At 64.3% G+C, this 12,645-nt stretch carries 11 protein-coding genes and 1 tRNA gene; 10 read left to right on the forward strand and 2 right to left on the reverse strand.

The window, feature by feature from the left end:
* Positions 1 to 66: 66 nt before the first annotated feature.
* Positions 67 to 1,038, reverse strand: a complete 972-nt coding sequence (locus tag AC097R_RS17415) for a response regulator (RefSeq protein ID WP_479599453.1) — start codon at positions 1,036 to 1,038, stop codon at positions 67 to 69.
* The gene (locus AC097R_RS17420; RefSeq protein WP_479599454.1) at positions 1,019 to 4,519 is read right to left on the reverse strand and encodes a hybrid sensor histidine kinase/response regulator; all 3,501 of its coding nucleotides are present in this window, start codon (positions 4,517 to 4,519) and stop codon (positions 1,019 to 1,021) included. Before AC097R_RS17420 ends, AC097R_RS17415 begins: the two co-directional genes overlap by 20 nt.
* A gap of 138 nt (positions 4,520 to 4,657) precedes the next feature.
* Here AC097R_RS17420 and AC097R_RS17425 point away from each other — a divergent pair, with 138 nt between their 5' ends.
* The 10 genes from AC097R_RS17425 (at position 4,658) to AC097R_RS17470 (ending at position 12,628) form a co-directional block, all read left to right on the forward strand.
* Positions 4,658 to 4,960 (forward strand): urease subunit gamma, encoded by a 303-nt coding sequence (locus tag AC097R_RS17425; RefSeq protein ID WP_479599455.1) that lies wholly within the window; start codon positions 4,658 to 4,660, stop codon positions 4,958 to 4,960.
* A 22-nt stretch (positions 4,961 to 4,982) separates the two neighbouring features.
* Positions 4,983 to 5,576, forward strand: a complete 594-nt coding sequence (locus tag AC097R_RS17430; RefSeq protein WP_479599456.1) for a HupE/UreJ family protein — start codon at positions 4,983 to 4,985, stop codon at positions 5,574 to 5,576.
* A gap of 10 nt (positions 5,577 to 5,586) precedes the next feature.
* A complete protein-coding gene (locus tag AC097R_RS17435) occupies positions 5,587 to 5,916 on the forward strand; it encodes an urease subunit beta (protein WP_479599457.1) in 330 nt (109 codons plus the stop codon).
* A complete protein-coding gene (ureC, locus tag AC097R_RS17440) occupies positions 5,916 to 7,634 on the forward strand; it encodes an urease subunit alpha (protein ID WP_479599458.1) in 1,719 nt (572 codons plus the stop codon). Before AC097R_RS17435 ends, ureC begins: the two co-directional genes overlap by 1 nt.
* 43 nt (positions 7,635 to 7,677) lie before the next feature.
* Positions 7,678 to 8,925 carry a serine hydrolase domain-containing protein gene (locus tag AC097R_RS17445; RefSeq protein WP_479599459.1) on the forward strand — a complete coding sequence of 416 codons (1,248 nt, stop codon included), beginning with the start codon at positions 7,678 to 7,680 and terminating at the stop codon, positions 8,923 to 8,925.
* 9 nt (positions 8,926 to 8,934) lie between these two features.
* Positions 8,935 to 9,552: an urease accessory protein UreE gene (ureE, locus tag AC097R_RS17450; RefSeq protein ID WP_479599460.1), complete on the forward strand. Its 618-nt coding sequence runs from the start codon at positions 8,935 to 8,937 to the stop codon at positions 9,550 to 9,552.
* A 6-nt stretch (positions 9,553 to 9,558) separates the two neighbouring features.
* The gene (locus AC097R_RS17455; RefSeq protein WP_479599461.1) at positions 9,559 to 10,236 is read left to right on the forward strand and encodes an urease accessory protein UreF; all 678 of its coding nucleotides are present in this window, start codon (positions 9,559 to 9,561) and stop codon (positions 10,234 to 10,236) included.
* A gap of 57 nt (positions 10,237 to 10,293) precedes the next feature.
* Entirely contained in the window at positions 10,294 to 10,953 is a 660-nt protein-coding gene (ureG, locus tag AC097R_RS17460) for an urease accessory protein UreG (protein ID WP_479599462.1), read from the forward strand.
* Positions 10,954 to 10,993: 40 nt separating this feature from the next.
* Positions 10,994 to 11,083, forward strand: a tRNA-Ser gene (locus tag AC097R_RS17465).
* 189 nt (positions 11,084 to 11,272) lie between these two features.
* Positions 11,273 to 12,628 carry a surface lipoprotein assembly modifier gene (locus AC097R_RS17470; protein ID WP_479599463.1) on the forward strand — a complete coding sequence of 452 codons (1,356 nt, stop codon included), beginning with the start codon at positions 11,273 to 11,275 and terminating at the stop codon, positions 12,626 to 12,628.
* Positions 12,629 to 12,645: the final 17 nt, after the last annotated feature.

A 12,645-nucleotide genomic window follows, 5' to 3' on the forward strand; every position in this document is an offset into this window, starting at 1 on the left:
CGCAAATCCAGCCGCATGAGCCCCCGCATGGTACGCCGGAACGCCCACAAAAACACCACCCCAGCGCTACCCCTCAAACTGCGGGTGCAACTGCCGTATCCGAGACATTGCCATGCCTGCCGCCGCCGTGCGCGTCTCCACGCCCAGCTTCACAAATACGCGCTCCAGGTGTTTCTTCACGGTCATAGGGCTGCTGCCCAGGATGTCACCGATATCTTTGTTGGTCTTGCCCTTGACGACCCAATAGAGCACCTCGGCCTCCTTGGCCGTGAGCTTGAAGGACAGGCTCATGGCTTCGATGACCGCGGTGTCGGAGACCTCACGCATCACGATGAGCCAATCACCACCCGTATCACTGTCCCCAATCTGTTGGTGCAGGCGAAAGGTCAGGCGCTTGGGGCCGCGCTCCAGGCTCAGCTTGGCGGGCTCCCCGCCGCGCTCCAGCGTTTGCACGCAGCCTTGCAGCCAGGTGCGCAACTCGGGCGGGGTTTGCGGTGCGTGGGTGCCGCAGTAGCGCTCCAGCAGCTCGCGCGCCAGCGGGGTTTGCCACATCAGGCATCCATCGGCTGCGCGCACGGTGATGGTGGCGTAGCCAAAGGCATCCAGCGCGTTGCGGGTCTGGCGCCGCTCACGCGCGCCGGCCAGGTGCACGCCCATGCGGGCCAGCACTTCCTTGGGTTTGATCGGTTTGGTCACATAGTCCACGCCACCCGATTCCAGCGCTGCCACCAGGTATTCGGTCTCGGTCAGCCCGGTCATGAAGATGATGGGGATGTGCGTGGTGTGTGGCGCAGCCTTCAGGCGGCGCGCCACCTCAAAACCGTCCATGCCAGGCATCATCGCGTCCAGCAAAATCACATCGGGCAGACCCTGCGTGGCGCGCTGCAGCGCGGCTTCACCTGATGTAGCGATGAGCACGGTGTAGCCCGACTCGTCGAGCGCGTCGTGCAGTACCGAGAGGTTGTCGGGCACGTCGTCCACGATCAGCACCACGTCGCTGTTGGCGCGGTCCAGGGAGTCAATGGGTGGGGCTTGCATCCAGCGCTTTCTGTAGTTGGGCGGCCATGGACTCGAACTGGTACTGCCGCGCCAGCGCCGCCATGGACTGGGTGAACGCCGTGCATTCGGGGTGGGCCGTGTCCATCGCGTCCAGTTTGTTCATGATGCCGCGGTAGAAACCCAGCCGCACCAGCTCCTGCAGGGCCAGGCACTCCCCTCGCGGGGGCAGCTTCGCAGGCGCGGCAGATGGTGGAATAGGTGCGGCACGCACCGGGCTCGCGGCGACGTCCTGCCACTGCAGGGCAAGGCGGCGCTCCAGCCAATCCAGCAGCTCCGAGTGGCGCACGGGCTTGACGATGAAGTCTTCCGGCGGCAGGCCCAAGCCGTTGTCCAGCCCGCGGTCAAATGCATTGGCCGACACAATGGCCACCTGCGGCTGCGCGCCACCCAATGCCGGGTTGGCGCGGATGCGGCGCAGCGTCTCCCAGCCGTCGATGCCTGGCATGGCCAGGTCCAGCAGCACCACATCGGGCTGCAGGCCCGCGGCCAGCAGGTCCAGGCAGTCGTGGCCGCTGGCGGCGGTGCGCACCTCAAAGCCCAGCGGCTGCAGCAGGCTCACCAGCAGCTCGCGATCAGCCTCTTCGTTGTCCACCACCAGCACCTTGCGGCGCGCGCCCATGTAGCCCAGACGCGGTTTGCGCACGGCGGCGGGCAACGAGGATTCGGCCGGGCCCGCGGGCAAATGCAGCTCCGGCAAAAACAGCCGCACCTGGAACACCGAGCCTTCGCCCAGCGCCGTGCTTGCCAACAGCTCGCCGCCCATCAGGTCCGTGAGCATCTTGGCGATCGTCAGACCCAGACCCGAACCTGCCGTGCCACCCGCCGCGCTGGCGCCGCGCGTGAAGGGCTCGAAGATGCGGTCCAAATCCTCCTGCGCCATGCCGGGGCCGGTGTCACGCACCTCTACCTGGGCCATCTCGCGCGCATAGCGTAGACGCAGCGTCACGCTGCCCTGCTGGGTGAACTTGATGGCATTGCCCAGCAGGTTGAAGACGATCTGGCGCACGCGCTTTTCATCGGCCCGCACCCATTCTGGAATGGTGCCTTGTACCTCGAAATGGAACTGCAGGCCCTTGGCCGCGGCCTGCAGCTCGAACATGCCGGCGATCTCGTGCATGCCACTGGCGAATTGCATGGGCTTCACATTCAGCGTGAGCTTGCCGCTCTCGATATGCGCCATGTCCAGCGTGCCCTCGATGAGTGAGAGCAAATGCTCGCCGCCGCGCTTAATCACACTGACCGCCTGTTTGCGGTGGGCGGGGATGGAGGCGTCCTCGCCCATCAGCTGCGCGTAGCCCAGGATGCTATTGAGCGGCGTGCGCAGTTCGTGGCTGATGGCGCTGATGTAGCGGCTCTTGGCCTGGTTGGCAGCTTCGGCAGCCTGCTTGGCGCGTTCGGCCAACAGCTTGGCGTCCTGCAGGGCTTCGTCGGTTTGGCGATGCGACTCGATTTCGCGCATGAGCAAATGGGTTTGCCGGTTCGATTCTTCCTGCGCCACCTGGCGACTCTTGTGCGCCAGCACCAGCCACCAGGCCACGATGCCCGACATCAGCATGAGCGCGGCAAACGCCTTGGTAAACCCCGAGCGCAGCGCGGCTTGCAACGCGGCCTGCTGCTCGGTCATGGCCGCCAGCGCGCCGAGCTCTTGCGTGTAGAACATGCCAAACACCGTGGCCAAGAGCGGCACGATGATGAGCATCAGCAAAATGAAATGGCCCAGCCCCGTGTCCAGAAACGGCCATACCGATTTTGGCAGCAACCAGCGTAGCGCGGCCGACCATTGGGTGGACAGGTTGGCGTGCGGCTTGCACATGTCGCCACAACGCGCGTCCAGCGTGCAACACAGCGAACAGATGGGCCCCTGGTAAGCCGGGCAGTGGGCCATGTCGGGCCCTTCGTATTCGCGCTCGCAGATCACGCAGCGGCGCACGGCCAGCCGCGCATAGCTGCCCTCGCCCTGCGCCTCTGACGGCTGGCGGGCCAGGTAGTACTTGCCCTTGGTGACCCAGGCAATCAGGGGTGCGGTGACCATGGCGGTGACCAGCGCCACCACGGCCGAAAACGCCTTGGCCAGTTCGCCAAAAAACCCGAGGTACGCCGCAATCGACAAGCCGGACGCCAGCGCCATCGCGCCCACGCCCACGGGGTTGATGTCAAACAGGTAGGCGCGCTTGAACTCGATGCCCTTGGGCGACAGGCCCAGCGGCTTGTTGATGACCAGGTCGGCCACCACCGCCATGATCCAGGCGATGGCGATGTTGGAGTACAGGCCCAGCACATCGCCCAGCGCCTGGAACACATTCATCTCCATCAGCATGAAGGCGATCACGCTGTTGAACAGCACCCACACCACGCGCCCAGGGTGGCTGTGGGTCAGGCGAGAAAAGAAATTGCTCCACGCCAGCGAGCCCGCGTAGGCGTTGGTCACATTGATCTTGAGCTGCGACACCACCACAAACACCGCCGTGGCCGCCACCGCCCAGCCCAGCGAGGGAAACACATACTCATACGCCGCCAGGTACATCTGGTTCGGGTCCACCGCGCGGTCGGTGGGCACGCTGTGCTGAATAGCCAGGTAAGCCAGGTAGGCACCGCCCAACATCTTGACCACGCCCAGAATGACCCAGCCCGGCCCGCCCACCAGCACGCCCAGCCACCAGCTGCGGCGGTTGGCCGCGGTTTGTGCAGGCATGAAGCGCAGGTAGTCGGCCTGCTCCCCCATTTGGGTAATCAGGGCAATGCCCACCGTCAATGCCGCACCAAACAAGTGCAAATTAAAGGCCCCACCAATACCCAATTCACCACCGTAGTGCGTTATGCCGCTAAACACAGCGGGGTCGCGCACCAAAACAAAGCCGAACGGCACCACCAGCATCACCAGCCACAGCGGCTGGGTCCAGATCTGCAGGCGGCTGATGGTGGACACGCCGTGGGTGACCAGCGGAATCACCACCAGCGCGCAGATCAGGTAACCCCAGGTGGGCGGAATGTCCAGCGCCAGCTCCAGCGCATAGGCCATGACGGCGGCCTCCAGCGCAAAGAAGATAAAGGTGAAAGACGCGTAGATGAGCGAAGTGAGCGTGGATCCGATGTAACCAAAGCCCGCGCCCCGGGTCAGCAGGTCCATGTCCACGCCATAGCGGGCGGCGTACACGCTGATCGGCAAACCGGCCAGAAAGATCACCAGCCCCGTGGCCAGAATGGCCCACAGCGCGTTGACAAAGCCGTATTGCACCAGCAGCGTGGCGCCCACGGCTTCCAGAATGAGGAAGGACGAGGCGCCAAACGCCGTGTTGGCGACCCGGAAGGTCGACCACTTGCGGAAGCGCTGCGGCGCATAGCGCAGCGCATAGTCTTCCATGGTCTCGCTCGCCACCCAGTTGTTGTAATCGCGGCGGATCTTCACCACCCGCTGGGCGGGGGCTTCGGCAGGGGGCGGCAGGGTGGGGGGTGGATGCACAGCACCAGGGGTGCAGATTTCATGCCACCCGCCGGTGGCCCGCGCGGATGCGTCGTTTGGCGTATGGACAGACACAAGGGCACAGGGATTGCTTACAGTGCAGAGTCCCGTCTACCGAACAGCCACCACAAGACCGCCATGGAACTCACACCCAGAGAAAAAGACAAGCTGCTCATCTTCACCGCGGGCCTGCTGGCCGAACGGCGCAAGGCGCGTGGCCTCAAGCTCAACTACCCCGAAGCCATCGCCCTGATCAGCGCCACCGTGATGGAAGGCGCCCGCGACGGCAAGACCGTGGCCCAGCTCATGAGCGAAGGCCGCGCCGTGCTGACCCGCGCCGACGTGATGGACGGCATTGCCGAGATGATCCCCGACATCCAGGTGGAAGCCACCTTCCCCGACGGTACCAAGCTGGTCACCGTCCACCAACCCATTGTCTGAACACCCAGCCCACGGAGACTGTATGCGACCCTCATTGAAAAATGCTCTTCTTTTGATAGCTGCTTGCGCACTATCCACGGGGGCTAGTGCCCATACCGGCCATGGAACCGAGAGTTTCATGGAAGGCCTGGCGCACCCCTTCGGCCTGGACCACTTGCTGGCCATGCTGGCCGTGGGCATCTGGTCGGTCAGCGCCCTGCCCGCCCAGAAGGCCTGGCAAGGCCCTGCTACCTTCCTGCTGGCACTGGTGCTGAGCGCCGTACTGGGCGCCAGCGGCGTGACGCTACCGTATCTGGAGCATGCGATTGCGCTGTCCGTGGTGCTGTTCGGCGCCATGCTCATCGGCGCGGCCAAGCCCATGCCCAAGGTGCTGGGCCTGGGGCTGATCGCCACAGCCGCCTCGCTGCACGGCCTGGCCCATGGTGCGGAAACACCGGAGACCGGCTTTGCGGGCTACGCCGTCGGCTTCTTGCTGACCACCGCGGCGCTGCACCTGGGTGGTGTGGGCTTGGGTCTGTCCATCCGCCGCTGGCTGGCCGCGCGCAGCACCGTGGTGCTGGGCAGCCTGGGTAGCTTGCTGGGCTTTGCCGGCGTCTACCTCTTCACCCAAGTCTGAGGGCCACCGCATGACCCCCGGCGAAATCATCACTGACGAGGGCGAACACGCCCTCAACACCGGCCGCCGCACCCTGACCGTGGTGGTGAAAAACACGGCGGACCGCCCGATCCAGGTCGGCTCGCACTACCACTTTGCCGAGACCAATGGCGCGCTGGGCTTTGACCGCGCGGCCGCGCAAGGCATGCGCCTGAACATCCCCTCGGGCTCGGCCGTGCGCTTTGAGCCCGGCCAGCAACGCACCGTGGAACTCGTCGATTTCTCGGGTGACCGCGTGGTCTATGGCTTTCGCGGCCTCGTGCAAGGACCAATCGACACAAGCGTCGAGGGAAAACTGTAATGGCAACAATTGGACGCCGCGCCTACGCGGAAATCTTTGGCCCCACCACCGGTGACCGCGTGCGCCTGGCCGATACCGGCCTGCTCATCGAGGTGGAGAAGGACTACACCCTGGCCGCAGGAGCCTATGGCGAAGAGGTGAAGTTCGGCGGTGGCAAGACCATCCGCGACGGCATGGCGCAATCGCAAAAGACGCGCGCCGAAGGCGCCGTGGACTGCGTGATGACCAATGCGCTGATCCTGGACCACTGGGGCATCGTCAAGGCCGACATTGGCCTCAAGGGCGGGCGCATCGTCGCCATCGGCAAGGCCGGCAACCCCGACACGCAACCCGGCGTAGACATCATCATTGGCCCTGGCACCGAGGTGATCAGCTGCGAAGGCAACATCGTCACCGCGGGCGGCATCGACAGCCACATCCACTTCATCTGCCCGCAGCAGATTGAAGAGGCCATGGCCAGCGGCGTGACCACCATGCTGGGCGGCGGCACCGGCCCGGCCACGGGCACCTTTGCCACCACTTGCACGCCCGGCCCCTGGAACATCGAGCGCATGCTGCAGGCCGCAGACGCCTTCCCCATGAACCTGGGCTTTTTGGGTAAAGGCAATGCCAGCCTGCCCGCCGCATTGCACGAACAGATCAACGCGGGGGTGATTGGCCTGAAGCTGCACGAAGACTGGGGCACCACGCCCAGCGCCATCAGCAACTGCCTGGACGTGGCCGACGCCACCGACACGCAAGTGGCCATCCACTCCGACACGCTCAATGAATCGGGCTTTGTGGAGGACACCATTGCGGCCACCAAGGGCCGCGGCCTGTGCGCCTTCCACACTGAAGGCGCGGGCGGTGGCCATGCCCCCGATATCCTGCGCGTGGTGGGGCAAGACAACTTCCTGCCCAGCTCCACCAACCCCACCATGCCCTACACCGTGAACACGCTGGACGAGCATGTGGACATGCTGATGGTGTGCCACCACCTGGACGCCGGCATTGCCGAAGATTTGGCCTTTGCCGAGAGCCGCATCCGCAAGGAGACCATTGCGGCCGAGGACATCCTGCACGACATGGGCGCGATCAGCATGATGAGCAGCGACAGCCAGGCCATGGGCCGTGTCGGCGAGGTCATCATCCGCACCTGGCAGACGGCGCACAAGATGAAGGCGCAGCGCGGTAGCCTGCCGGAAGACAGCAGCCGCAACGACAACTTCCGCGCCAAACGCTACATCGCCAAGTACACCATCAACCCCGCCATTGCCCACGGCATCAGCCATGAAGTTGGTTCGATCGAGGTCGGCAAATGGGCCGATCTGGTGGTGTGGAAGCCCGCGTTCTTTGGTGTGAAGCCTGCGTTGATTCTCAAGGGCGGCTTTATCGCGTTTGCGGCCATGGGCGACCCCAATGCCTCCATCCCCACGCCCCAGCCCGTGCACTACCGGCCCATGTTCGGCGCCTTTGGCGGCGCGCTGGCCAAGGGCTCGTTCACCTTCGTGTCGCAAGCCGGTTTCAATGCGGGCGTGAAAGAGCGTTTTGGCCTGGCCAAGAACGTGACGGCGGTGAAGAACATCCGTGGCGTGCGCAAGCAGCACATGGTGCACAACAGCTACCTGCCCAAAATGGAAATCGACGCGCAGACCTACAGCGTGCGCGCCGACGGCCAGCTGCTGACCTGCGAGCCGGCGGTGAGTTTGCCGCTGGCGCAGCGTTACTTTTTGTTCTAGGCGTGGCGCACTGCCCCTTGGGTGCGCAGGCATACTGCTGCGCATGAAGAACTACGCTCGTACTCTGCTCTGTTTGGCGCTTGCGCTGGGCCACGCACCTGGCTGGGCCGCACCGGACGAAGAGCTGCTGGGCAAGTCCGCAGGCTACCCCGTGGCGCCCCGCCTGGGCCAGGCCTACCAGGAGGCCTACCGCGTGGGCTCCTTCAGCGCCATGGACAGCCTCTCTGCCCATTGCACGCTGGGGCCCTCTGCACAACCCCAGCCGCTGCCCAAAGCCACCCGCGAGCCTGCATTCCGCTACCAGTTTGACGGCAAAACATTCACGCTGGACGACTACATACAGCGCCAGCGCGCCACCGCGGTGCTGGTGCTGAAGGACGGGCAGATCGTGGCCGAGCGCAGCAACTACGACCGCAAGCCAGAACACCGCCTGCTGTCCAACTCCATGGCCAAAACCATCGTGGCGCTGGGCTTTGGCAAGGCGCTCGAAGAGGGCCGCATCCGATCATTGCACGACACCGCCGCCACGTATGAGCCCAAGTTGGCCGGCACGCTGTATGGCCAAACCAAAATCATCAACCTTCTGCGCATGGCCTCGGGCGCCCAGTTTGTTGAAGACTATTCGGGCAAAGACGACCTGGCTCGCTTCAACCAGACCACGCGCGCGCAGGGCAATGCTGCGGGCGCGCAGGTCATCACCGAACGCGTGGCGCCCGAGGGCACGCTGTTCAACTACGCCAGCGCCGAGACCCAGATGCTGGGCCTGGTGCTGCGCGGCGCCACGGGTACCAGTTTGTGCCAGTACATAGGTGAGAAGATCTGGCAGCCGCTGGGCGCCGAGTCCGCGGCCACCTGGCTGACCAACCCCGTGGACCAGACCGAGCTGGCCGCCGGCAACTTCAACGCCACGGTGCACGACTATGCCCGCCTGGGCCTGCTGCTGGCCAACGACGGCCAGCGCGATGGCAAGGCCATCGTCCCCCGCGACTACCTGCTGCGCATGACCGATGCCAGCCTGCAGCCCCCCGCCTTCCGCCCCGGCACCATGCAAAACAAAGGCAGCACCTACATGGGCTATGGCCTGCAAACCTGGCTGCTGCCGGGCAGCCACCGCCGCTTTGCGCTGCTGGGCATCTACGGCCAGGCCATCCTGGTGGACCCGGATCTCAAACTCGTCGTCGTGCACATGGCCGTGGCCAAAGACGCCTCGGGCGACGCCAGCGGCACCCGCATGGGCGCTGAGCGCAACGCGCTGTGGCACGGCATAGTTGCTGCTTACGGCAACTGGTAAGGAATATTCATGCTTCAAGTCTCCAAATGCATCCCCCAAGGCCAAGGCCTGGCGCCCGTACTGCTCAAGCGCGCCGCCACGGTTGAACTTGACTGGGATGTGCGCCAGAAAAGCCGCTTTGACGCGACCGACTCCAGCGGGCGCCTGCTCGGCGTGTTTCTAGCGCGCGGCACCGCCGTGCGCGGCGGCGATGTGCTGGTGGCGGAGGATGGCTCGTTGGTGAAAGTCATTGCGGCGCCGCAATCGGTGCTCAAGATCACGCATTGCAGCGACCACGGCACGCCGTTTGATTTGATCCGCGCCGCCTACCACCTGGGCAACCGCCATGTGCCGATTGAGCTGAAACCCGACCATCTGAAAATCGAGCCCGATCACGTGCTGGCCGACATGCTGCGCGCCATGCACCTGATCGTGAACGCGGTGGACGAGGCCTTTGAGCCAGAAAACGGCGCCTACGCCACGGGCGGGCATTCCGGTGGTCACCACCACGGGCATGACCATGGCGACCACAACCATGACCATGGGCACGCCCATGCACCCTCAGCGTCTGGTGCCAAGGCCAAGCTGTCTGCCATCCCCATTGCTGCGCCCCATGTGCATGGCCCCGGTTGCGGCCACGACCACTGAACCGCCATGCTCGATTCCAGCCTGATGCAGCTGATGTGGCTGGCCTCGCCGGCCTTGCCCATCGGCGGGTTTTCGTACTCAGAATGCCTGGAGGCCGCCGTAGACACTGCGCGAGCCGCTACAGAAAGTGAAGCATCCGCCTGGCTCGTGGACCAGCTGCACCTGACGCTGGCGCGCTCCGACCTGCCTGCCGTGGCCCAGGGCATTGCCGCCTGGCGCGCAGACGATATGTCGCGTGTGGCCCAGCTCAACGCCTGGGTGCTGCAGACACGGGAGAGCGCTGAACTGCGCGCCCAGACCGAGCAGATGGGCAAGAGCCTGCTGGAATGGCTGAAGAACCACACCACGGCCACGCCGGCGCAAATTGCCGTGCTGGCCGGGCAGGAGCCGACCTATCCCCTTGCCTACGCGCTGGCGGCCAGCGCCACGCAGGCCCCAGTGCGCGAATGCCTGCTGGCCTACGCCTTTGGCTGGGCCGAAAACATGACCCAGGCCGCCATCAAGTCGGTGCCCCTGGGCCAAAGCGCGGGCCAACGCATCCTGTCCTCACTGACCTCAGAGATACCTGCCGCCATCGACCATGCGCTGGCGGTGGACGACGACAGCCGTCAGGCCTTTTCCCCCATGCTGGCCATCCTGAGCAGCCAGCATGAGGTGCAGTATTCCCGCCTCTTCAGGTCATAAACAGCCTCTAGCCCCCGTATCCATTGCGCAAGCAGCTCCTTTATTCATAGCAAACCCATGTCCACCCTGCACCACATCGCCAACCGCACCAAGACCCTACCCCCCCTGCGCGTGGGCATTGGCGGGCCTGTCGGCTCCGGCAAAACCACGCTGCTGGAAATGCTCTGCAAGGCCATGCGCGAGCAGTACGACCTGGTCGCCATCACCAACGACATCTACACCAAGGAAGACCAGCGCCTGCTGACTGTGAGCGGCGCGCTGCCGGCCGAACGCATCATGGGCGTGGAAACCGGCGGCTGCCCCCACACCGCCATCCGTGAAGACTGTTCCATCAACCTGGAAGCCATTGACCGCATGCTGGTGGACTTTCCCAACGCCGACATCGTGTTTGTGGAAAGCGGTGGTGACAACCTGGCCGCCACCTTCAGCCCCGAGCTCAGCGACCTGACCATCTACGTGATCGACGTGGCTGCGGGCGAAAAAATCCCCCGCAAGGGCGGCCCCGGCATCACCAAAAGCGACCTGTTCGTCATCAACAAGACCGACTTGGCACCCTACGTGGGCGCCAACCTGGACGTGATGCGCAGTGACACCGAACGCATGCGCACGACGCCCAAAGGCCTGAAACCCTTTGTGATGACCAACCTGAAAGACCTGACCGGCGTGCAGGACGTGATTGCCTTCATCGAAACCCGCGGCATGCTCAAGGCCGCCTGAGGCAAAGCGCCCTCTGGGCGCAGTTAGAATACGCAGCTCTGGAAGCTTGGCCGAGCGGTTTAAGGCACCGGTCTTGAAAACCGGCGAGGATGTGAGTCCTCCGTGAGTTCGAATCTCACAGCTTCCGCCATCTCCCCCGACACCAGCGTCCTGGCCTGACTCCGCGGCCTTTCGTGCGCCCAATCCCTCCTCTGGTCACCAAATTTTCATGCCCACTGGGGAAAATCCCGCCTGAAATGGCTTGGACTTCCTATACTTATCTTGGGACAGAGTCGATAAAACAGGTCGATAGTCTGTGGATTGACTAAGGAATACCGGGATGACACATCCAACCAGCCGTGCGGCGCGGCACCTTACCCTCACCACCCTCAGCCTGTGCCTGGCGCTGGCGGCTTCTGCCGCTTGGGCAGAGGTAGACCAGGCCCTGCTGGAGCGCGCCGAGACCCTGCTAAAGGCCGGATCGGCCGAACAAGCCTACCAACTGCTGGAACCTCAAGAAGTGCAAGGTGCCGGCGACCCGGTCTACGACTCCTTGCTAGGCACCGCCGCGCTGGAGAGCAACCGCCCCAGCAAAGCCACTTTTGTCTACGAACGCATCCTGGCGGTCACACCCTCGTATGTGGGCATCCGGGCCGACATGGGCCGGGCCTATTTCGCGCTGGGCGACTATGGCCGTGCACGTGTCGAGTTTGAAACAGTGTTGAGCTTTCAAAACCTACCGCCGGACCTGCGCACCACGGTTGAGCAGTACGTCAAGGCCGCGGAGGCCCGCGCCCAGGACAAGCGCACCGTGGCCACGGGCTATGCCGAGGTGGGCATAGGCCGGGACACCAACATCACCAGTGCTAACGACGCGGCCGTGCTCAGCTACCCCGGCAGTGCCACGGGGGCCGCCGGCACCTATGTTCCCGACAAAAAATCCGACAACTACGCCACGCTGGGTCTCGGCGGCGAGCTGAACCACCGGCTGAGCGAGCAATGGGGCCTGTATTTGGGCGGAGACTACCGTGGCCGCGCCTACCAGACCTACTGCGACAACACCTGCAATGCCACGCTGGATGCGCGGGGTGGGGTGAGCTACTCGGGCGGTGCATGGCTGCTGCGCACGGGCCTGACCACGGGCAACTACACCCTGAACAACGCCCCCTACCGCGACACCGTAGGCCTAACGGCTGATTGGCGCCTGGCCCTGGCGAGCGGCAACCAAATTTCCCTGGGCGGATCCACCACCCGGGCCCAGTACCTGGCCTTGGGCGCCCAGAGCCAGAACACCCAAACCAACACGCTGTCGGTAGGGTGGCTCATGCCAATTGGTGATGGCAGCGCCATATTCAGCCTCAGTGCTGCGGGCGGGGTTGAGGTCGCGGCGGGCGGACGGGACGATGGCGACAAACAATTCTTCGGGCCACGCGCCCTGTTCCAGAAGAGCTTCAATGACCGCTGGGGTGCCTACATCACCTTCGGCGCCACCAGCGCCAAGTACGCCGGCACCAACAGCCTGTATGGCATTTCTCGGGAAGAGTCTTTGTATGACCTGTCTCTGGGCGTGACCTGGACTGTCACCAAAGGCGTGTCGGTCCGGCCGCAGCTGACGTATGTGCGCAACGTTAGCAATGCCGATCTGTACGGCTACGACAAATCGGACGCGTCCATCAACGTGCGTCTGGACTATTGATGTTGGATAGGGAGTTT

Source organism: Rhodoferax sp. ZS1R25, from assembly GCF_056521335.1.